The sequence below is a fragment of the Streptomyces sp. NPDC001219 genome, assembly GCF_053597915.1.
Map to the genome: position 1 here is coordinate 1 of NZ_JBSFJF010000099.1, position 20886 is coordinate 20886.

Genomic DNA, 20886 nt, shown 5'->3' on the forward strand with positions numbered 1-20886 from the left:
CTGCCGCTCCTCGACCTCTTCGCGCGCGGCGGCGCCCTGAAGTCGTCCTGGTACGGCGACTGCCTGCCCAGCCGCGACTTCCCCGTACTGATCGATCTGTTCCTGAGCGGCAAGCTCGACCTGGAGCGGTTCATCAGCGAGACCATCGCGCTCGACGACATCGAACCGGCCTTCGCCAAGATGCAGCGCGGGGAGGTCCTGCGGTCGGTGGTCGTGGTCTGACCGCCCGCAGGACCCCCGCGCCGCGGGTCAGCCGCCGGCCGGGTCCGCCGGTTCCTCCGGGGCCGGGTCCTCCGGCCGCCGGTACATCCGCGTCGCCGTGATCTGCCCGTGCACCGCCTCGCCGGACGGGTCCGGCTGCGGCAGGCCCGGCCGCAGATGCTCCTCGACGCTGATGTACTTCAGCCCGGCCCGCAGGTCGGCGTCATTGCGCAGCCGGATGACCAGCGGGAACTCGGCGAGCGCGGTGGTGTCGAACAGGCCGGTGGTATAGAGCAGCTGGACGCCCAGCGCATCGGCGACGGCGCGCTGCAGCTCCAGCAGGTAGGTGGCGTTGGCACGGCCGATGGGGTTGTCCAGGAACAGCGTGCCGGCGTGCCGCTGCTTGTCGCGGCCCCGGTCGTTGCTGCGCAGCGCCGCCATCGTGCAGTACAGGGCGATGGCGGCGGTCAGCAGCTGGCCGCCGGAGAAGACATCGCCCATCTGCCCGACCGGCACCCGTTCGGCGCGCAGCACCGCGTCCGGCTTGAGGATCTCCACGGCCACCCCGCGCGGCTGGAGCGCCGCGCTGACCCCGCGCAGCAGCAGCGACATCCCGTCCCGCCGCAGATCGCTGTTCTTCTTGACGGCCGCCCGGGTCGCCTCGTCGATCACCTCGCCGAGCCGCTCGGTGAGCGTGGCCTGGTCGGGGTCCTCGAACCGGATGCGCAGGAACTCCTGCCCGGACCACTCCCCCAGCCCCTCGGGCAGCCGCGACAGCCGCTGGGCGGAGCGCAGCGTCGTCAGCGAGGACTCCACCAGCCCGCGGAGCCGGTCGACGATCGAGTCGCGGTTGCGCTCCAGCTGCTCCAGCTCGTCGGTGAGCACCCGCAGCCGGGGCGCGAAGGCCTCCGCCCACTTGGCGGCGTGGTCCGGGAGGGCCACCGCGGGCAGCTCGCGGATCTGCTGGCGGGCGGGGGTGCGGACCTGTTCGTAGCGGGTGGAGTTGGCGTGCCGTACGAGGATGTCGCTGGCCTCGCGGACCGTGGAGTCGGCGGTGGACAGATCGGCGGCGCAGCCGCGCAGCGAGCGGCGGGACTCGGCGGCGGCCTGCCGGGCGTCCGCCAGCCGGCCGGGGTACGGCTCGACCGGCCCGTCCGCCGCCTCCTCGGCGTCCTGGTGGTCACGGAGCAGATCGCGCAGCAGAGCAGCCGTCTCGTCGAAGCCGCCGGCCGCGTCCTCGGCGGCGCGGTGGCCGCGCAGCAGTTCCTCGTGCCGGTCCCGGGCGGTCGTCAACGCCTCGGTGGTGGTGGCCAGTTCGCCCGCCGCGGTGCGCAGCAGCTCCTTGGCGCGGTCGGCGTCCGCGGGCACCAGCTCCTCGGGCAGCTCGGTGTGCGCCTCGCCGTCCGTGGGGGCGAGCCGCTCGGCCTCGCCGCGCAGCCGGCCGAGCTGTTCGCTGGCGGCCGAGGCGCGGGTCTCCAGCATGTGCACCAGCGATTCGGCGCGGGCCGCGGCGGCCTGCCGGGACGGGCCGTCGGCGGCGTCCGGGCTCTCCAGGAGCGCCTCCGCGCGGGTGCGGACCTTGTTGGTGAGGCGGTTCAGCTCGGCCAGCGCGGCGCTCTCCTCGCCCTCGGCTCGGGCCTGTTCGGCGCGCAGGTCGGCACCGACGCCGACCTTCTCGTACAGCTGGGAGGCGGCGCGGTAGGCCTCGCGCAGTGCGGGCAGCGAGGCGCTCGCGGCCTCGGGGGCCTCCCCCAGGTCGTCCGGCACACCGGCGATCTCGGCGCGCTCGGCGCGCAGCGCACGGGCGGTGCGGCGGGCGTCGTCGGCGGCCCGCTGGGCGGCTCTGCGGTCCTCGTCGGCGGCCCGCGCGCGGTCCACACACTCCTCGGCACGGTCCTCGGACTCGGCCGCCTCGTCGGCGAGTTCCCGCATCCGGGACTGCCAGGAGGCGCGCTCGCGCAGCCGGTGGGCGAGCCCGGCCAGCAGATCGGCGGCGCGGCGGGCGCGCTGGGCGGTCTCCTGGCGCTCGTCACGCACCCGGGTGGCCTCGGCCGCGACCTCCTCGGTCTCGGTGCGCGCCGCGCGGGCCTCGGCCAGCTCCGCGGCGGCCTCCTCAGCGGCCGTCCGGGTCTCCGTCGCGGCGGCGGCCAGCTCCTCCAGGCGGCCGGCCGGGCAGCCGGTACGCCAGGAGCCGAGCCGGGCGGCCAGCGCCCGGTCCCCGGCGAGCCGGGCGGCCAGCGCGCGGATCTCGTCGTCCCGCTCTATGGCGCGCGCCCGCAGCGCCTGGCGCTCCTCGTCCGCGGCGGACTCGTCGTGCATCGCCGGGTTCGGCGGGACGAGGAAGACGCCGGACTCCCGCTCGTCGGGGGCGGGCGTGGGGGCGAGCAGTGCGGCGGCGGTGCCGACCGCGACGGCCGAGCGCGGCAGCAGCGCGGCCTGGGCGAGCACCTCGCGGGCCCGCGCATGGGTGTCCGGGTCCGTGATGATCACGCCGTCGACCAGCTCGGGGCGGGCGGCGAGCACCCGGGTGTGGTCGGCCGGGTCGACGGACTGGGCCAGATAGCGCCAGCCCGGCAGCGCGGGGACGCCGTGCTCGCCGAGGTACTCGACGGCGGCCAGCACATCGGGCCCCGGGGGCAGCAGACCGCCGTCGCCCAGCGCGCCGAGAATCCGCGCGTCGTCGGCGGCGGCCGTGCGCAGGTCGAACAGCTGCCGCTCGGCGCCGGCGACGCCCGCCTCCAGCAGCTCGCGCAGCCCGTCGGCGTTGCGGTCCAGCTCCTCGGCGGTGAGCGGGCCGGCGGCGGGGCGGCGCGCGGCGCCCGGGTCCGTGCCGGAGGCCGTACGGGGGCCGGGCACGCCGAGGGCCCTGGCCTCGGCCTGCGGGAGGCCGAGGAGGTCGGTGAGGCGCTGTTCGGCGCCGATGGACTCGGCGGCCCGGCGCTCGGCCTCGTACGCGCGCTCGGCGGCCTCGGCGGCGTCCTCGGCGCGGGCCGCCGCCAGTTCGGCGGCGGAGTGCCGGGCGGTGGCCTCGCGGGCCCGGTCGGTGGCCTGCCGGGCCGCCTCACGGGCCGAGTCCCAGGCCTCCACGGCGGTCTTCTCGGCGTCCGAGGCGGCCAGCGCGGCGCGGGCCGGGTCCGCGTCGGGGGCGCTGTCGTCCAGCCAGCCCGCCCGGACGGCCTCCGCGGTCTCCTCGGTGACCTCGGCGAGCCGCTGCTTGAGGTGCTCGGCCTCGCTGCGGGCGCGCTGGGCGTGGGTGGCGGCGGTGGTGGCGTCGCGGTGCGCCGACTCACCGGCCTCCTGGAGGGCGGCGGACCGTTCCTCCTCCTCGTTGGCGACCCGTTCACCGGCCTCGGCCGCCGCGTGCAGGGCGCGGACGAGGTCGGCGGCGGCGGTGGCTCGGGCGGCGAGCGCGGGCGCGGCGTCCCGCTCGGCCTCGCGGATGGCGGCGGCGACCCGGGCGGAGCGGTCGGCCGCGGCGCGGTGCCGCAGCGCGATCTCGGCGGCCTGCCAGGCGCTGTGCAGCGTACGGGCGTCGTTGAGTTCCCGGCGCTGGGCGGCGGCGCCCTTCTCCGCGGCGGCCAGCGCCAGCGAGGCGTGCCGGTAGGCGAGTTCGGCGGAGACCAGGGAGCGGCGCTCGCGGACCTGCTCGGCGTCGGTGACGCGGTGCGCGGCGGCTTCGACCTGCTCGGCGAGTGCGGCGGCGCGGCCGCGCTCCTCGGTGCCGCGGGCGTGCAGCCGCTGGGCGAGGCCGCGGGTGCGGCGCTCGGCTCCGGCATGCACCTCGCGGGCGCGTTCCCGGTGTTCGGCGGCATCGGCGATGCGGGAGAGCAGGTCGAGGGAGCCGGCCGTGAAGTCCCGTTCGGCGGTGAGTTCGGCGCGCCGGCCGAGCTTGTGGGCGAAGCCGTGCACCAGGTCGGCGAGGCCGTCGGTGTCGCGGGTGTCCGTCACGGCGCGCAGCAGCAGGTCGGTGAAGTCCGAGTCGTTCTTGACCGCGAACAGGCCGGCCGCCTCGCCCTCGTCGGCGTTCATCTCCCTCTGGTAGCGGAAGAGTTCCGGGTCCAGGCCCAGCTCGCCGAGGTGTACGTTCCAGCGCTCGTGGCCCTCCTCCCAGACGACATCCAGGTTGGGGTAGTTCTTCCCCGCCTCGGTGAGGACGTCGCGGAAGCCCTTCATCGTGCGGCGGCGGCCCTGGGCGCCGGAGCTGCCCTCGCCGCCCTCCTGGCGGGGGCGGACGACGGTGGCCTCGGCGACGGGGAGCGAGTCCAGACTCATTCCGGGGCCGGGACGGAAGCTGTACCAGGCCTCGGCGAACTTCCGGGGGTCGTTGGAGACCTGGCGGCCGCGCCATTCGCTGGCCTTTCCGACGACCACGCTCTCGCCGGTCACCACGTGCTGCCACTCCAGGGCGACATGGCCGCAGTCGTCGGCGAGCAGGAACTTGCGCAGCACACCGGAGCTGGCGCCGCCGAGGGTGTTGCGGTGGCCGGGCAGCATCACCGAGAAGATCAGCTTGAGCAGGACGGACTTGCCGCCGCCGTTCTCCAGGAAGAGCACCCCGGCGGGCGCCGGGCGGCGCGGCGGGCCGACCGGTTCGTCCTCGAAGAAGTCCGCCTGGGCCGGGGCCGGTTGGGGTACGGGCGCGCCGACTCCGCGCAGGTCCAGCACGGTGTCGGCGTAGCGCGCACCGGCGGGCCCGATGGAGTAGAGGCGGACCCGGGACAGCTCGTACATGGCGGACTCTCGTTGTCGTGGCGGGAAGGGGTGGCGGCGGGCGGCCACCGGATGGTCGGCGGTCGAGGGGCCCGTCAGCCCGAGTGGAAGGGCAGTCCGGCGTCCGCGACCAGGTCGAGGTCGTCGGTCTCCTCGCCCGGCATGAGGGCGGCGCTGCCGTCGGCGACGGGGACGATGCCCAGCTCCAGGAGTTCGGCCATGGCGGCGCTGCCGGCCATGTCGCGGACCTGGAGCTGATAGCGGGCGGTGGTGCGGTAGGCGCCGCCGGCGTCGTCACCGGTGCGCTGGAGGAAGCCGGAGTCGACGAGGAAGGTGACGGCCTTGGCGATGATGCCGGTGGTCGAACCGGCCAGCCGGCGGGCGTCCTTGGTGGCGCCGGTCGCGCTGCGCCGGGCGTAGATGCGCCAGGCGGACTCCAGGCCGGGGGCGTCGGTGGCCGGGTCGGTGTTCTCGCCCTCCTGCTCGGCGCGCTCCTCCAGGCGGCGGCAGGCCTGCCGGACGAAGGCGTCGACCCCGTTGACCGTGATCCGGCCGATGTAGCCGTCGTCGGCGAGGTCCTCGGGGCGCGGGAAGGCCAGCGCGGCGACGGCGAGGTGGGCCAGGCCGTGCAGGAAGCGGTCGGCGGAGTCGGCGGAGGCGCGGCGGGCGTAGTCGCCCATGCGTACGGCGAAGACGGAGTCCTCGTCGGCGGTGACGGCCATCCCGGCGCGGGTGGAGACCTCCAGGACGACCAGGCCGAGGCCGGTGGCGACGGCGTCGGCGAGCCGGGCGAAGGCGGGGTCGTCCCGGTAGCGGCGGAGCAGTTCGCTGTATTCGGCGTCGCGGGCGGGCAGCAGCTTGGGCTGGAGGCCGAAGGAGACCAGCCGCGCGGCGTCGGCGGCGTCGGCGGGCGTGAGGGGCGGGGGGCCCGCAGCGGCGGGCCCGGCGTCGGCGGCGGGCGCGCCCCAGCCAGGCTCACCGGTCCCGGACGCCAGGTCCGGCTGCGGCGCCTCGTCGTACTGGGTCACGGAACAAGCTCCTTGCAGGGGACGGTCGGGGACATCTCGGGCCGGTGGGACGGCGGACGGCCGCCCGGCGCGCCATGGGCCCGCCGGACCGGGCGCGCCCCGCCGGTCGCCGGCCGCTCGTCCTGGGCGCGGGGCATCAGGCCACCTCCGAGCGGTCCGCGGCCATGCCGGCGGCGTCCAGCAGCGCCTTGCCGACGATCAGGTCGGCGCCGCCGAACTCGGGGTCTATCAGCTCCGTGCCGTCGTCGACGGCGAACAGCAGCTGCGGTTCTCCCTGGCGGTAGGCCGTGCCGACCGGGGGGCTGGCGGCGTGTACGGCCAGCAGGGCGACGAGGTAGGGGAGTTCGGGGTCGCTGCGGCGCGCCTCGGCGAGCAGGCCGGAGAGCCGGCGGGGCGCGTCGGCGGGCAGGTCGAGCAGCGCCATCGCGGCGTCCAGCTGGGCCTCGCTGAAGCGGCTGTCGTCGGGGGTCGCGACCAGGTCGGGCTCGGGCATCTCGGCACCCAGGTGCTCACGCTCCACGGGCGGGGTGAGCAGCATCTCGACGAGGTCCCCTATCCGCGCGGCCGAGGGCGTACGCAGCCCCGTGCCCTTGGCGAAGAAGGCGTCGGTGACGCGGATGGCCTGCTCGGCGGGGAGCGGCAGCAGCGGGGCGACCAGCTGGCCGTAGAGGTCGAGTCCGGAGCGGGCCGTGGGGGTGGCGAAGGCCTGCCGGTCCTGCTCGGCGCGGAACAGCGGCCCGGCCTCCAGCAGCCGGGACTGGAGCTGGGTGTGGCGGCGGATGCAGTCCTTGACGATGTCGACGAGCTCGGCGGCCCGCCGCTTGTGCTCGGGCTCCTCGGTCTCGTCGCGGGCCTTGCGGATGTTCGTCAGGATCGCGTTCTCGTGGCGGTAGCGGTCCGCGACGTGGTCCAGCGCCTCGGTGATCATGTCGGGGACGGTCTGCAGCCAGTCGACGGCGCGGACGTTGCGGCGGGTGGCGTCCAGGGTCCTGCGGAGCGTCTCGGCGTACTGCACGGTGCGGTAGCGGGCCTGCTCGGCGGCGAGCTGGGCGTCGGCCAGCCGGCCGCGGTTGATCAGCACCTCCAGCTTGACCTCGGCGGCGATCTGGGCGCTGGTGACGTCCGTGTCGAGCGCGCCGACCAGGACGTTGACCGCTTCGTCGGTGGCCCGGAGGTAGACGCTGCCGCCGGCGCCGGGCACCTCCTCGATGAGCTTGAAGTCGTAGTCGCGGCGGACGTACTCGCCCTCGGTGGTGAAGGTGCCGTAGACGGCGCGGAAGCCGCGGTCCACGCTGCCGACGTTGATCAGGTTCTCCAGCACCCAGCGGGCCACCCGCTCGTGCTCGAGCGCGGCGCGGCGGGGAGCCTGGGCGGCGACCCGGGGGAGCACCTTCGCCACTATCTCCTCGTGGTCGGCGCCGGTGTCGAAGTCCATGTTGAGGGTGACGAGGTCGATGACGGCGAGCGCCACCTCCGCCATGGCGTAGACGCCGTACTCGCCCGCGAGGTTGGCCTTGCGCGCATCGAGGTCGTGCAGCGGCGCGGTGCACGCGAGGGCACGCAGCCGACGGGCCAGGCCCTCGTCGGCGGCCGGGCCCGGCGCAGGCCGGTGAGGGCCGTTGAGCTGGGGCGCAGCGGCCCCCGGGGCGGGAAAAGTCACGTCGCACAGAGTAGGCGCTCGCACTGACAACGGACGAAACGGCGCGGAGGCGTTCCTGGGTGGAACCGCAGGTGAGTCCGTTGACGGGCCGCTCATGGGCCGTTCGCGGACCGCTCACGGACCGGCGCGACAGTCTACGGGGTGGCGTGCGGCGGCGGCCCGCCAGGTCCGGTGTGCGCCGGTGCCGGTCTCAGTGGGTGGCCCCTTCGGCGACGCGGAGGTCGGTGCGGGTGTGCGCGGCGGTGCGGGCGATCTCGCGCAGCGCCCGGGCGACGGCGTCCGTGGGGAGCGAGGGCAGGGCGCGGTCGAGGACCTGCTCCGGCGCGTAGGGGACGTGGACGAATCCGCCGCGTATCCCGGGCAGTTCGGTGGCGATGAGGTGGGCGAGGCCGTAGAAGACGTGGTTGCAGACGTAGGTGCCCGCGGTGTTGGAGACGGAGGCGGGCAGTCCGGCGGCGCGGACGGCCGCGACGCATGCCTTGATCGGCAGGGTGGAGAAGTACGCGGCGGGGCCGCCGGGCACGATCGCCTCGTCGACGGGTTCGGCGCCCGAGGCATCGGGGATGCGGGCGTCGTCGACGTTGACGGCGAGGCGTTCGACGGTGAGGTCGGGCCGGCCGCCCGCCTGGCCGACGCACACCACGATCTCGGGGCGGGTCTCCTCGATCGCGGCGCGCAGTACCGCCACCGACGCTCCGTAGACGCAGGGCAGTTGGGCGGCGAACAGCTCGATGCCGTCCGGCGGTTCGGCCGCGGCGGCGCGGACCGCCTGCCAGGAGGGGTTGGTGGATTCACCATCGAAAGGGGCGAATCCGGTCAGCAGTACCCGGGTCATACGGTCATCCTTGGTGCGACGGCTGGAGCGGAGGACGGAACGGGCCGGTCCCCGGGCGCCGGCCACGGAGGGGCGGCGCCCGGGGACCGGTTCAGAAGGCGAACAGCGCCATGATCACGATGTTGCAGCCGAGCAGCACACCCGCGGTGGGCAGCTGTGCCTTGATGGGCCCGTACTGGTCCTTCAGTTCCAGCAGCGCCGCCGGGACGATGTTGAAGTTGGCGGCCATGGGGGTCACGAGGGTGCCGCAGAACCCGGCGAGCATGCCGATGGCCAGCACGGCGGGGGCGTTGCCGTCGAAGTGGCCGACCAGGACGGGCCAGCCGACGGCCGCGGTCATCACGGGGAACGCCGCGAACGCGTTGCCCATGATCATGGTGAAGGCGAACATGCCCACGCAGTAGACGACGATCGCGATGTAGAGCGAGTCGTCCGGCAGGATGGAGGTGGTCAGCTTGCCGACCTGGTCGCCGACGCCGGAGACCTGGAAGATGGCGCCCAGGGTGGCCAGCATCTGCGGCAGCAGCATCGCCCAGCCCATCGCCTCCAGCATGGAACGGCCGGACTGCACGGGTACGGAGATCCGCTTCTCCCGGAGGATGAGCATGCCGACGACGAGGGCGACGACGGCTCCGATACCGAGGCCGAGGATGGTCTCGCTGCCCTCCTCCAGGACCGGTTCACCCCCGAAGGACAGGTGCTTGACGCCGATGGCGCAGGCCATGGCGACGACCGGGATGGTGAGCGCCGGGACGAACAGCCGGTTGCCGAGCCTGGCGGCGCTGGCGGTGCGCTCCTCCGTGGTGGTGGTGCGCGGGGTGCCGCGTCCGGTGAACCCGAAGCCGGCCAGGCAGGCCATGAGCAGCACCGCGACGCCCAGGGGCTCGGCGGGTGCCTGCTTGGTGACGACCCAGCTGCTGTAGATGAAGCCGGCGCCGATCAGGCCCCAGAAGGTGCCGGTGCCCAGGCGCTTGGGGTTGCTGCGGTCGGTGGCCATCTGGAAGGCCATCACCAGGAAGCTGATCCCCACCAGCCAGTAGAACCACTCTGCCTTGATCACTTGGCGGCCTCCACTGCTGCGGTGTCGTCGACGTGGGCGGTGAGCAGTTCGCGTTCCAGCTGGCGGTCCAGGCGCAGCAGCCGCCAGCCGTGGACCACGAAGGCGCACACGGCGGTGGGGATCGCCCACAGCGCGAGCTGCAGCGGTTCGAGGTGGGTGCCGTAGGTGGTGTTGACGAAGCCGGTGATCAGCAGGATCGAACCGACGGCGAGGAAGACGTCCTCCCCGAAGAAGAGGCCGACGTTGTCCGCGCTGGCGGAGAACGACCGGACCTTCTCCCGCGTCCGGTCCGGGAGTCCGCCGTACTTGCGCTCGGCCGCGCCCTCGGCCATCGGGACGGCGAGCGGGCGGACGGTCTGGGCGTGGCCGAAGACCTGGGTCAGTCCGACCGCCGCACCGATCTGCCGCAGACCGAGGTAGAGCGCCAGGAAGCGGCCCGTGGTGAGTTTGGAGAACCGGGCGATGAGGTTGCGGGCCTGCTCCTGGAGGCCGTAGCGCTCCAGGAGGCCGATGACCGGGAGGGTGATCGCGAAGATCGTCACCGCCCGGCTGCCGGCGAAGCCCTCGCCGAACGCGGCGAGCACCCGGCCCGGCGACAGCCCTCCGAGGAGGCCGGTCGCGATGCCGGCCACGCCTACGACCAGCAGGGGGTTGCGTTTCGTGGCGAAACCGATCACGACCACGAGCACGCCGAGGAGCACGATCATGGATGCGCCTTCCGCGTACGGGGACCCCACGGGTCCGTGAGGGGATGAAGAGATTGCAGCGGAGGCTAGGCGATTGTTCAACGATCCGACAAGGGGTCTGTCACAACGGATCGGCCACGCCCCCTGAGGCGGGCCGCGCGGTGACTCTCCGGCCCCTCATCCCTCCGCGATGCGCTGCGCGTACGCCCCCGACAGCTGGCTGCGCGAGTCCTCCAGGTAGGACCGCAGGAGCCGCTCAGCCTCTGGGGCATCGCCCGCCTGGAGCGCCTCGACAATCTGGCGATTCCGGGTCAAATAGGGCGCATGGAAGCGCCGGGGGTCGGCCATGACGTGGAAGACCAGCCGGAGTTCGGCGAGCACCCCGCGCATCAGCTCATCCGTGCGCGGACTGCCCGCCAGGGCCACGACGCCCTGGTGGAAGCGGATGTTGGCCGTCGAGAGCGCCTGCCACTCCCGTTCCTCCGAGGCCGTCTCGCCGGCCCGTACGGCGGCCTCGATCGCCGCGACGGCGTCGTTCACACCGGCGCCGTAGGGCCCCTGGCCGAGCCCCCGTACCGCCGCGCACTCCACGAGGAGGCGCACCCGGTAGATGTCCTCCAGGTCCTCGACGGTCACCACCCGGACGAACACCCCGCGGTTGAGTTCGTGCACCAGCAGCCGCTCATGGGTCAGCAGCCGGAAGGCCTCCCGCAGGGTGTTGCGCGAGACCCCCAGCGCGCCGCCGATGCTCTCCTCGGAGAGGCGGGCGCCGGGCGGGAAGTAGCCCTCGGCGATCCGGTCGCGGAGAATGTCGGCGACCCGCTCGGCCGTGCTGGAGCGGCCCAGCAGCGGGCGGTCCCGCTCCAGGCCCGCGACCTCGGTGAGCCGCCCCTGATCGTTCTTCGCCGTGCCGCCCGCCATTCCGCTCCCCGCTCTCGTGCGTACCGGGCGGCGCGTTCCGGCCGTCCCGGTGTCGTTGGGCGGAAGTCAATCCCAGATGGGAGGACGAAACAACGCACCCGTGAACGGTCCGCACACACCTCTTGTCGGATCGTTGAACAATCCTCTACGTTGTCCTCGACGCCGGTCGGCTCAAGTTGCCCTCAGGGGAGAGCCACTACGGATACGGGCCGGCCGGAACGTCCCGCCCGCCCCTGCCCGCACACGGGCCCCGCATGCCGCACCACCGCGCACCGGCCGGCCCCGAGCCCTCTGGAACGGACACACATGAGTGAGCGCAGCACGGTGCCCCCTCCCGTCATCGACCTCAACGCCGACCTCGGCGAAGGCTTCGGCCGCTGGCAGCTCACCGACGACGAGGCCCTGCTCTCCGTCGTCACCAGCGCCAACGTCGCCTGCGGCTTCCACGCCGGCGACCCGGCCACGATGCGCCGGGTGTGCGAACTGGCCGCCGAGCGCGGGGTGGTGATCGGCGCCCAGGTCTCCTACCGCGACCTGGCCGGCTTCGGCCGCCGCGCGATGGACGTCCCGCCGGACGAGCTGGCCGCCGAGATCACCTACCAGATCGGTGCCCTGGACGTCTTCGCGCGCGCCGCCGGTGCCCGCGTCGGCTACGTCAAACCCCATGGCGCGCTCTACAACCGCTGTGTCCACGACGAGGAGCAGGCCCGCGCCGTCGTGGCCGGCATCCGCGCCGCGGGCGAGGCGCTGCCGGTCCTGGGGCTGCCCGGCTCCCGGCTCCACGAGGCCGCCGCGGAGGCCGGACTCCCGGTCGTCGGCGAGGCGTTCGCCGACCGGGCCTACACCCCCGAGGGCACACTGGTGCCGCGCCGCGAGGCGGGCGCGGTGATCCATGACCCCGACGAGGTCGTCAAGCGGGCCCTCGGCATGGCCCGGGACCACGCCGTCACCGCCCGCGACGGCCGGCGCGTGAGCCTCACGGCCCGTTCGCTGTGTCTGCACGGCGACACCCCCGGAGCCGCGGACCTCGCCCGGCGGGTGCGGTCCGAGCTGACCGCGGCCGGCGTCCCGGTGCGGAGCTTCGTATGAGGCCGCTGCCGGTCGGTGAACACGGTCTGCTCATCGAGCTGGACAACGCCGAGGAGGTCGAGGCGCTGCACGCCGAACTGCTGCGCCGGGCCGCCGACGGCGCCCTGCCGCCGCTGCGCGAGATCGTGCCCGCCGCCCGTACGGTGCTGCTCGACGGCCTCGCCGACCCGCGTGGGCTCCTCTCCGAACTCGCCGCCTGGGACATTCCGCCGCTCACCGCCGGCGACCGGCCCACGGTGGAGATCCCGGTCCGCTACGACGGCCCCGACCTCGCCGATGTCGCCGCCCTGTGGGGCGTGACCCCGGACGAGGTCGTACGGCGGCACTCCGGCACGGAGTTCCATGTCGCCTTCTGCGGCTTCGCGCCGGGCTTCGGCTATCTGACCGGTCTGCCCGAGCCGCTGCACGTACCGCGCCGGGACACCCCCCGCACCAAGGTGCCGGTCGGCTCGGTCGCCCTGGCCGGCCCGTACACCGGCGTCTACCCGCGCTCCTCCCCCGGCGGCTGGCAGCTGATCGGCACCACCGACACCGTGCTGTGGGACCCGCGCCGCGAACCGGCCGCACTGCTCGCCCCCGGCACCCGCGTCCGCTTCGTCCCGCAGGAGACCGCCCGATGACCGACCGCGCCTTCTCGGTCGTCCGGGCCGGTGCGCTCACCACCGTCCAGGACCTCGGCCGGCCCGGCCATGCGCACCTCGGGGTGCCGCGGGCCGGTGCCCTCGACGCGCCCGCGCACCGGCTCGCCAACCGCCTGGTGGGCAACCCCGTTTCCGCCGCCACCCTGGAGACCACGCTCACCGGCTGCGCCCTGCGGGTACGGACGGCCAGCACCGTCGCCGTCACGGGCGCCCCCTGCCCGGTGACCGTCGACGGCCGCCCCGCCCCCTGGGGCGCCCCGGTCCGGGTGCCGGCGGGCGCCGTCCTGGACGCCGGGCCCGCCACCCACGGGCTGCGCTCCTACCTCGCGTTCGCCGGCGGCGTCGACGCCGAACCGGTGCTCGGCAGCCGCGCCACCGATCTGCTCTCCGGCCTGGGCCCGGACCCGCTCACCGACGGCGCGGTCCTCCCCCTGGGCGCTCCGCACGGCTCTCCAGCCGGTGCCGACGCCGTCCCGCACCCCGGCCCGGCGGCGGAACTCCTGCTGCCGTTCCTACACGGCCCGCGCGACGCCTGGTTCACCGAGGCCGGTCTGCGCACCCTCACCACCGGCCGCTTCCGGGTCTCCCCCGCCAGCAACCGCATCGGGCTGCGCACCGAGGGGCCGCCCCTGGAACGCGCCCGCACCGGTGAACTCCCCAGCGAGGGCATGCCGTTGGGCGCCCTCCAGGTCCCGCCCAACGGCCTGCCGGTGCTCTTCCTCCACGACCACCCCACGACCGGCGGCTACCCGGTCGTCGGCGTCGTCCCCGAACGCTGTCTGGCCCCCGCCGCCCAGGCCGTGCCGGGCACGCCGGTCCGCTTCGTCCGCATCGGCTAGCCCCAACGGCCGTGCGGTCAGCCGCCGTCCGGCACCCCGTATCCCCCGCCGCCCGGCGTGCGCAGGACCAGCACGTCGTCGGCACCGACGTCCGCGACGTCACAGCCCGCCAGGTCCTCGTGCGTACCGTCCGCCCGCTCGACGCAGTTGGCGCCCAGGGCTCCCGGGGAGCCGCCGGCCATGCCGTACGGCGCGACCCGGCGGTGGTTGGTCAGCAGGGCGAGGGTCATCGGCTCCAGGAAACGCAGCCGGCGCTCGACGCCGCAGCCGCCGTGCCAGCGGCCGCTGCCGCCGCTGCCGGAGCGGATGGCGAAGCTGTCGACACGGACGGGGTAGCGCCACTCCAGCACTTCGGGGTCGGTCAGCCGGGAGTTGGTCATATGGGTCTGGACGGCGTCCGCGCCGTCGAAGCCGTCGCCGGCGCCCGAACCGCTGGCGACGGTCTCGTAGTACTGCACCCGGTCGTTGCCGAAGGTGAGGTTGTTCATCGTGCCCGAGCCCTCGGCCTGCACACCGAGCGCGGCGTAGAGCGCGCCGGTGACCGCCTGGGAGGTCTCCACGTTGCCCGCGACGGTGGCGGCCGGGAAGACGGGGGCGAGCATCGAGCCCTCGGGGATGCGGACCTCCACGGGCTTGAGGCAGCCGCTGTTGAGCGGGATGTCGTCGGCGACCAGGGTGCGGAAGACGTAGAGGACGGCCGCCATCACCACCGAGCTGGGCGCGTTCGCGTTGCCGGGCTGCTGGGGTGAGGTGCCGGCGAAGTCGAGTACGGCGCCGCGGGCGGCGCGGTCGACGGTCAGCGCCACATGGATCTCGGCCCCGCTGTCGGTCTCGTAGCGGCAGCTGCCGTCCGACAGCCCGGCGATGATCCGCCGGACCGACTCCTCGGCGTTGTCCTGGACGTGCCCCATATAGGCCCGGACGACGTCCAGCCCGAACTGCTCGGTCATCCTGCGGAGTTCCTGGATGCCCTTCTCGTTGGCGGCGATCTGGGCCCGCAGGTCGGCGAGGTTGGCGTCCGGTGCGCGCGAGGGGTACGGACCGGCGGCGAGCAGCTCGCGGGTCGCCTCCTCGCGCAGTTCGCCGTCGCGCACCAGCAGCCAGTTGTCGAAGAGGACGCCCTCCTCCTGGACGGTGCGGCTGAAGGCCGGCATCGAGCCCGGGGTGATGCCGCCGATCTCGGCGTGGTGGCCCCGGGAGGCGACCAGGAACAGCAGGGTGTCCCCGTCGGTGTCGAAGACCGGGGTGACGACGGTGACATCGGGGAGGTGGGTGCCGCCGTGGTACGGATCGTTGATCGCGTACACGTCGCCGGGCCGCATGTCGTCTCCGCGGCGCCGGAGCACCTCCTGGATGGACTCCCCCATCGAGCCCAGGTGCACGGGGATGTGCGGGGCGTTGGCGATCAGACTGCCCTCGGCGTCGAAGAGCGCGCAGGAGAAGTCGAGGCGTTCCTTGATGTTGACGGAGTGCGCGGTGTGCTCCAGACGGACGCCCATCTGCTCGGCGATGGCCATGAAGAGGCTGTTGAAGACCTCCAGCATCACCGGGTCGGCGTCCGTGCCGACCGCCACCCGGCCGGAGCGCGGCCGGGTCCGGGTCAGCGTGAGGTGCCCGCGCTCGCCCATGGCCGCCTGCCAGTCCGGGTGGAGGACCGTGGTCGCGTCCTCCTCGGCGATGACCGCCGGCCCGGTGAGGGTGTCCCCGGGGCACAGGTCGCCGCGCCGGTAGAGGCCGGTGTCCTGCCAGCGGCCGCCGGTGTACATCCGGATCGTCGCGGCCCGCGTCAACTCCCCCTCCCGGTCGCCGGGTCGGGTCTCGTGGTCACCGGCGCCGCCGGCCGCGCCCACCGCCTCGACCGACACCGCCTCGGCCACCAGGGGCTTGTCCATGGTGAAGGCGTAGCGCTCGCGGTGCGCCCGGGCGAAGTCCGCGGCCATGGTGTCGGCGTCGGCCAGCGGGACGCCGAGGGTGGAGTCGGTCCCGGCGTAGCGGATCAGTACCCGGGCGCGGGTGGTGACGGAGGCGTCCGGCACCCCGTCGTCGAGGAGTTCGCGCCGGGTCTGCGCGGCGAGGGCGTCGCACGCCTCCTGGACCCGGCCGACGGCCACGGGGTCGGTGAACTCCGCCTCGACGGCCTGCTCACGCATCGCGGTGGCGTCGGCGACCCCGATGCCGTACGCGGAGAGCACCCCGGCCAGCGGCGGGACGAGCACCGTGTCGATGCCCAGCGCGTCGGCGACCGCGCAGGCGTGCTGGCCGCCGGCGCCGCCGAAGCTGGTGAGGGCGTAGCGGGTGATGTCCCGGCCGCGCTGAACGGAGATCTTCTTGACGGCGTTGGCCATGTTGAGCACCGCGATGTCGAGGAAACCGGCCGCGACCTCCTCGGATCGAGCCGCGGTCGTCCCCGGTCTCGGCGGCGGCCCGCGCGGCCAGTTCGGCGAAGCGGGTACGGACCGCCTCGGCGTCCAGCGGCTGGTCACCGTCCGGCCCGAAGACCGCCGGGAAGTGGGCGGGCTGGATGCGGCCGAGCATCACGTTGGCGTCGGTGACGGTGAGCGGGCCGCCGCGCCGGTAGCAGGCCGGGCCCGGGTTCGCGCCGGCCGAGTCGGGGCCGACCCGGTAGCGGCGCCCGTCGAAGTGCAGCACGGAGCCGCCGCCGGCCGCGACGGTGTGGATGTTCATCATCGGGGCGCGCATCCGTACGCCCGCGACCTCGTTGCCGAAGACCCGCTCGAACTCCCCGGCGTAGTGCGACACATCGGTGGAGGTGCCGCCCATGTCGAAGCCGATCACCCGGTCGTGGCCGCCGCCGGCCTCGGCGGCCGTACGGACCATGCCGACCACGCCGCCCGCGGGGCCGGACAGCACCGCGTCCTTGCCGCGGAAGTGCGCGGCCTCCCGCAGCCCGCCGTTGGACTGCATGAACATCAGCCGGATGCCGGGGAGCTGGGCGGCGATCTCGTCGACATAGCGGCCCAGGATCGGCGAGAGATAGGCGTCGACGACGGTGGTGTCGCCGCGCGGCACCAGCTTCATCAGCGGGCTGACCTCGTGCGAGCAGCTGACCTGGGCGAAGCCGGCCCGTCTGGCCAGTTCGGCGACGGCCCTCTCGTGCTCGGCATGGCGGTAGCCGTGCAGCAGGACGACGGCGGCGCTGCGCAGGCCGTCCGCGCGGGCCCGGATCAGCGCGTGGCGGACCGCGTCCACGTCCAGCGGCCGGACCAGCGCGCCCTGTGCGCCGATCCGCTCCGGTACCTCGATCACCCGGTCGTAGAGCGCCTCGGGCAGCACGATCCGGCGGTCGAAGATCCGCGGCCGGTTCTGGTAGGCGATCCGCAGCGCGTCCCGGAAGCCCTCGGTGATCAGCAGTACGGTCGGTTCGCCCGTGCGCTCCAGCAGGGCGTTGGTGGCGACGGTGGTGCCCATCCTGACGACGGACACCCGCTCGGCGGGCACCGGTTCGTCCGGGCCGAGCCCCAGCATCATCCGGATGCCGGCCACCGCGGCGTCCCGGTAGCGCTCCGGATGGTGCGAGAGCAGCTTGGCGGTGACCAGCCGCCCGTCCGGCCGTCTGCCGACGACGTCCGTGAACGTGCCGCCCCGGTCGATCCAGAACTCCCAGCGTCCGGTCATCCCGCCATTGTCGCAGCGCCCTTCGCCGTCCCGGTGTCTTTGCCGGTGGCCGCGCCGTACGGCCTGCTCAGCGCGGCGAGCGCGGAGCGGGTGGCGGTGTCGGCCGCGGCGTCGAGCAGCCGCCCGGACCCGGCCAGGCCGTGCCGGCACTCCTGGAGCGCCAGCCCGAGCAGACCGGGCAGCAGGTCCGTGCACCGGTCGGCGACCCAGCGGGTCCCGCGGGTCGCCATCCACAGCGCGGAGCCGGTGCGGGTCGGCTGCGGTCCGTCGAGGGTGAGCGCGGGCGGCGGCCCGACGGGGCGGCCGGCGGCGAGCGCCGTGTGGAAGCCGCGGGCCAGCAGCCGGTGGCCGCGCTCGCTGGGGTGCAGCCGGTCCACGCTCCATGAGGCGCGTTCGGCGGCCCAGGAGTGGTCGGCGAGGTGCAGATGCACGCCCCCGTAGCGGGCGGACACCGCGTGGACGACGGTGTTGACGGCGCGCATCCGGCGCCCCAACGGGCGGGCCAGCGGCGCGGGCAGCCCCAGCATCCGGCCCGGATCGGGCAGACACGCCGTCAGCACCACCGCCCCGTCGGCGCTCAGCGCGCCGTGTGCCCGGTCCAGCGCGGCCGCCACCCGCTCGATGGCGAAGGCGGCCCGCAGGGTGTCGTTCGCCCCGACGAGCAGCGAGGCGAAGCGCGGCCGGAGCGCCCGCGCCGCGGGCAGCTGCCGTTCGGCGACATCGGCGGCGAGCGCCCCGCTCCGCGCCAGGTTCACCAGCGGGACGCCGCCGGGCCGCTCGCCCAGCGCCTCGGCCAGCAGCGCGGCCCAGCCGCGCCAGCCGCCGCCCGGCAGCGGGTCGCCGAGCCCCTCGGTCAGCGAATCGCCGAGCGCGGCGAAGCAGCCCGGGACCGTGGCCCCACCGCCCGGCGTCCGTGCCGGTGTCACCACCCCCTCGGAGCCCACCGTCACCACCCGCCCAACGGGCCGGCCGGATGCGGCGCGGCCGCGGCGGGGACCGGCCTGCCGACCGGTGCGGGCGCGTCGTGCGCCGCCAGGAAGGCGTCGATGGCGGGCTGCCAGCCGTAGTTCTCGGCCCGCCGACGGGCTGCGGTGCGCCGGGCGGGCTCCGGCCGGGCCAGGACCCGCTGGACCGCGTCGGCGAAGGACGGCCCGTCGTCGAGCGCCGTGTCCCCGCCCCCGCCGACCAGACCCGCCAGCGCCGACGCCGCGCTGGCCACCACCGGTGTGCCGCAGGCCAGCGCCTCCAGCGCGGCCAGCCCGAAGGTCTCGGCCGGGCCGGGCGCCAGCGCGAGATCGGCACCGGCCTGCAGCGCGGCGAGCCGGGAGCGGTCGGCGAGGTGCCCGAGGAACGCCACGGGCAGCCGCTCGGCCCGCGCCCGGGCCTCCAGCCGCGCCCGCAGCGGCCCGTCACCGGCCACCACCAGCGCCGCGTCGACCCCGCGCCGCCGCAGCTCGGCCAGCGCGTCCAGGGCCCGGCCCGGCCGCTTCTCCTGCGACAGCCGGGAGCAGAGCAGCAGCAGGACCTCGGCCCGCCCGGCGCAGTGCCGCCGCAGCTCGGCGCTGCGGCAGTCCGGGTGCCAGGCGTCGAGATCGACCCCGAGCGGCGCGCGCACCACATTGCGCGCACCGGCACGGACGAACTCCGCCGCCGCCCACTCGGTGGTGCACACCACCCGGCTGTAGGCGTGCGCCGTACGGCGGTTGAGCCGGTCCGCCGCCGTACGGGCGAGCGGCTGCGGCACGCCCCAGGTACGCAGCACCCCGTCCACGCTCTCGTGGGACACCATCACCGCGGGCACCCGGGCCCGGCGCGCCCACTCCCCGGTCCAGCGCAGCGTCGTCCGGTCGGAGACCTCCAGCCGGTCGGGGGCCAGCGAGTCCAGCAGCCGCGCCAGCCGGCGGCGGTCGGTCAGCATGCGGTAGCCGCCGCTGCCCGGCAGCTCCGGCCCGGGCACGGTGATCACCCGCCCCTGACCGGTGAGTTCGTCGCGGAGCCCCGCCGCACCGTCCTTCCCCGGGGGCCCGGGGACCAGGAGCACCGGTTCGTGCCCGGCGGCCCGGTAGCCCGCGCCGAGTTCGCGCAGCGCGGTGCGCAGCCCGCCGGAGGCCGGGGTGACGAAGTTGGCGATCCGGACGATCCGCAGCCCCGCCCCGCCGCCGCGTCGCGCGGTCATGCCGCCACCGCCGTCCGGTCGTCGAGCACGGCCTCGTAGTGCCCCAGCAGCTGGTCACCGACCGCCTCCCAGGTGCGGTCAGCGACCGCCCGGCGGGCCGCTGCGCCGTATCGGCCCCGCTGCCCGGCGCTGTCGGCGAGCAGCCGCACCGCGTCCCGGAACGCCCCGCCGTCGCCCGGCGTCACCAGCAGCCCCGTACGGCCGTGGTCCACCAGGTCCAGCGGACCGCCCGCCCGCGGCGCCACCACCGGCACCCCGGAGGCCATCGCCTCCTGCACGGTCTGGCAGAACGTCTCGTACGGCCCGGTGTGCACGAAGACGTCCAGCGACGCGTAGAGCCGGGCGAGTTCGTCCCCGGTGCGGCGGCCGAGGAAGCGGACCTCCGGGAGCGCGGTGCGCAGCCCGGCGGCGCTGGGGCCGTCGCCGATGACGACGGTGCGGACGCCCGGCAGCCGCGAGGTCTCGGCCAGCAGCCGGACATCCTTCTCCGGCGCGAGCCGCCCCACGTACCCCACCAGCAGCTCCCGCCCCGCGGTCAGCGAGCTGCGCAGCACCGCGTCGCGCCGCCCGGGGTGGAACCGCTCGGAGTCGACACCTCGCGGCCACAGGTGGACTCGTGGCACGCCGTGCTCGGTCAGATCCAGCAGGGCGGCGCTGGAGGGCGCCAGGGTGCGGTCGGCGGCGGCGTGCACCGCCCGGATACGCCGCCAGGCCGTGGCCCCGCCACCACCGAGGTAGGTACGGGCGTAGCGGCCCAGATCGGTCTGGTAGACGGCGATCGCGGGCACCTGGCGGCGGGCAGCGGCCGCCATCCCGCGGGCTCCGAGGACGAAGGGACTGGCGAGGTGCACCAGGTCGGGGCGGTGCCCGTCGAGCGCCGCGGACAGCCGGCGCCCGGGGAGCGCGATCCGCACCTGCGGATAGCCGGGCAGCGGCATGGAGGGCACCCGGACGACCGGGCAGGGACTCTCGTCCGCACCGGCATCCGCCGAAGCACCCCCGAGCGGCGCGATCACCAGCGGTTCGTGACCGCGCCGGACGAGATGCCGGGCGGTTTGCAGGGCGCAGTGGGAGACGCCGTTGACATCGGGCGGAAAGGATTCGGTGACGAGGACGACACGCATACGGCTGTTCTCGGCGCACCGTGCGTGGAGCGAGCCAAAGGGATCTTTCCACCCGGAGAACGTTCCGCTGCGCTTTGCCGTTGCCCCACGTTTTCGGCTTTCCCGCCGTGGTGGCTTGTCCCCGTTTCAGCTCCGCTGCGCGGGGCGTGGGTGCGGGTGATGTTTGCAGGTTCCTCGCCGTTGCGCCTGCGGCGGGCGGGTGGGTGTCGGGTGCGGTGACGGGCCGGAGGGGCAGGGTTTCCGGACTGCTTCGCTTTACGTCCGGAAACCCTGCCCCTCC

13 protein-coding genes and 2 pseudogenes are annotated in these 20886 nt (G+C 75.0%); 4 read left to right on the forward strand and 11 right to left on the reverse strand.

Features of this window, described 5'->3' with window-relative positions:
• A pseudogene (locus ACWC9R_RS34240) lies at positions 1 to 222 on the forward strand (S-(hydroxymethyl)mycothiol dehydrogenase); the annotation flags it as partial.
• Positions 223 to 249: 27 nt separating this feature from the next.
• Here the strand turns inward: ACWC9R_RS34240 and ACWC9R_RS34245 are convergent.
• The 7 genes from ACWC9R_RS34245 to ACWC9R_RS34275 all read right to left on the reverse strand — a co-directional run bounded on the left by ACWC9R_RS34245 (position 250) and on the right by ACWC9R_RS34275 (position 11101).
• Positions 250 to 4932 (reverse strand): hypothetical protein, encoded by a 4683-nt coding sequence (locus tag ACWC9R_RS34245; RefSeq protein WP_450737475.1) that lies wholly within the window; start codon positions 4930 to 4932, stop codon positions 250 to 252.
• Between the two features lie 74 nt (positions 4933 to 5006).
• Positions 5007 to 5906, reverse strand: a complete 900-nt coding sequence (locus tag ACWC9R_RS34250; RefSeq protein WP_450737490.1) for a hypothetical protein — start codon at positions 5904 to 5906, stop codon at positions 5007 to 5009.
• A 169-nt stretch (positions 5907 to 6075) separates the two neighbouring features.
• The gene (locus ACWC9R_RS34255) at positions 6076 to 7599 is read right to left on the reverse strand and encodes a hypothetical protein (RefSeq protein WP_450737477.1); all 1524 of its coding nucleotides are present in this window, start codon (positions 7597 to 7599) and stop codon (positions 6076 to 6078) included.
• Between the two features lie 190 nt (positions 7600 to 7789).
• Positions 7790 to 8434, reverse strand: coding sequence for a pyroglutamyl-peptidase I (pcp, locus tag ACWC9R_RS34260; RefSeq protein ID WP_450737478.1), 645 nt, complete (start codon positions 8432 to 8434; stop codon positions 7790 to 7792).
• Between the two features lie 91 nt (positions 8435 to 8525).
• Positions 8526 to 9494, reverse strand: a complete 969-nt coding sequence (locus tag ACWC9R_RS34265) for a DUF979 domain-containing protein (protein WP_393359008.1) — start codon at positions 9492 to 9494, stop codon at positions 8526 to 8528.
• Positions 9491 to 10201: a DUF969 domain-containing protein gene (locus ACWC9R_RS34270; protein ID WP_362614505.1), complete on the reverse strand. Its 711-nt coding sequence runs from the start codon at positions 10199 to 10201 to the stop codon at positions 9491 to 9493. The genes ACWC9R_RS34265 and ACWC9R_RS34270 overlap by 4 nt, the downstream gene beginning before the upstream one ends.
• A gap of 156 nt (positions 10202 to 10357) precedes the next feature.
• Positions 10358 to 11101 carry a GntR family transcriptional regulator gene (locus ACWC9R_RS34275; protein WP_450737479.1) on the reverse strand — a complete coding sequence of 248 codons (744 nt, stop codon included), beginning with the start codon at positions 11099 to 11101 and terminating at the stop codon, positions 10358 to 10360.
• A 306-nt stretch (positions 11102 to 11407) separates the two neighbouring features.
• Here ACWC9R_RS34275 and ACWC9R_RS34280 point away from each other — a divergent pair, with 306 nt between their 5' ends.
• The 3 genes from ACWC9R_RS34280 to ACWC9R_RS34290 are packed head-to-tail and all read left to right on the forward strand — an operon-like array spanning position 11408 to position 13670.
• Positions 11408 to 12190, forward strand: a complete 783-nt coding sequence (locus ACWC9R_RS34280; protein WP_450737481.1) for a LamB/YcsF family protein — start codon at positions 11408 to 11410, stop codon at positions 12188 to 12190.
• On the forward strand, positions 12187 to 12810 hold the full coding sequence (pxpB, locus tag ACWC9R_RS34285) for a 5-oxoprolinase subunit PxpB (protein WP_450737483.1): 624 nt from the start codon (positions 12187 to 12189) through the stop codon (positions 12808 to 12810). The genes ACWC9R_RS34280 and pxpB overlap by 4 nt, the downstream gene beginning before the upstream one ends.
• The gene (locus ACWC9R_RS34290; protein ID WP_450737485.1) at positions 12807 to 13670 is read left to right on the forward strand and encodes a 5-oxoprolinase subunit C family protein; all 864 of its coding nucleotides are present in this window, start codon (positions 12807 to 12809) and stop codon (positions 13668 to 13670) included. Before pxpB ends, ACWC9R_RS34290 begins: the two co-directional genes overlap by 4 nt.
• A gap of 17 nt (positions 13671 to 13687) precedes the next feature.
• Here the strand turns inward: ACWC9R_RS34290 and ACWC9R_RS34295 are convergent.
• From ACWC9R_RS34295 to ACWC9R_RS34310, 4 genes and pseudogenes are all read right to left on the reverse strand, one after another.
• Positions 13688 to 17306: pseudogene (locus tag ACWC9R_RS34295) on the reverse strand (hydantoinase B/oxoprolinase family protein).
• On the reverse strand, positions 17303 to 18235 hold the full coding sequence (locus tag ACWC9R_RS34300; protein WP_450737491.1) for an SGNH/GDSL hydrolase family protein: 933 nt from the start codon (positions 18233 to 18235) through the stop codon (positions 17303 to 17305). Before ACWC9R_RS34300 ends, ACWC9R_RS34295 begins: the two are co-directional and overlap by 4 nt.
• A gap of 17 nt (positions 18236 to 18252) precedes the next feature.
• Complete coding sequence (locus tag ACWC9R_RS34305) at positions 18253 to 19482, reverse strand: glycosyltransferase (RefSeq protein WP_450737487.1); 1230 nt, start codon at positions 19480 to 19482, stop codon at positions 18253 to 18255.
• Positions 19479 to 20606, reverse strand: coding sequence for a glycosyltransferase family 4 protein (locus ACWC9R_RS34310; protein WP_450737489.1), 1128 nt, complete (start codon positions 20604 to 20606; stop codon positions 19479 to 19481). The genes ACWC9R_RS34305 and ACWC9R_RS34310 overlap by 4 nt, the downstream gene beginning before the upstream one ends.
• Positions 20607 to 20886 lie beyond the last annotated feature (280 nt).

Bases quoted from the DNA above. Each gene is read 5' to 3' on its own strand.
- ACWC9R_RS34245 (WP_450737475.1), bottom strand. From the start codon at position 4,932: ATGTACGAGCTGTCCCGGGTCCGCCTCTACTCCATCGGGCCCGCCGGT.
- pcp (WP_450737478.1), bottom strand. From the start codon at position 8,434: ATGACCCGGGTACTGCTGACCGGATTCGCCCCTTTCGATGGTGAATCC.
- ACWC9R_RS34270 (WP_362614505.1), bottom strand. From the start codon at position 10,201: ATGATCGTGCTCCTCGGCGTGCTCGTGGTCGTGATCGGTTTCGCCACG.
- ACWC9R_RS34275 (WP_450737479.1), bottom strand. From the start codon at position 11,101: ATGGCGGGCGGCACGGCGAAGAACGATCAGGGGCGGCTCACCGAGGTC.
- ACWC9R_RS34280 (WP_450737481.1), top strand. From the start codon at position 11,408: ATGAGTGAGCGCAGCACGGTGCCCCCTCCCGTCATCGACCTCAACGCC.
- pxpB (WP_450737483.1), top strand. From the start codon at position 12,187: ATGAGGCCGCTGCCGGTCGGTGAACACGGTCTGCTCATCGAGCTGGAC.
- ACWC9R_RS34290 (WP_450737485.1), top strand. From the start codon at position 12,807: ATGACCGACCGCGCCTTCTCGGTCGTCCGGGCCGGTGCGCTCACCACC.
- ACWC9R_RS34305 (WP_450737487.1), bottom strand. From the start codon at position 19,482: ATGACCGCGCGACGCGGCGGCGGGGCGGGGCTGCGGATCGTCCGGATC.
- ACWC9R_RS34310 (WP_450737489.1), bottom strand. From the start codon at position 20,606: ATGCGTGTCGTCCTCGTCACCGAATCCTTTCCGCCCGATGTCAACGGC.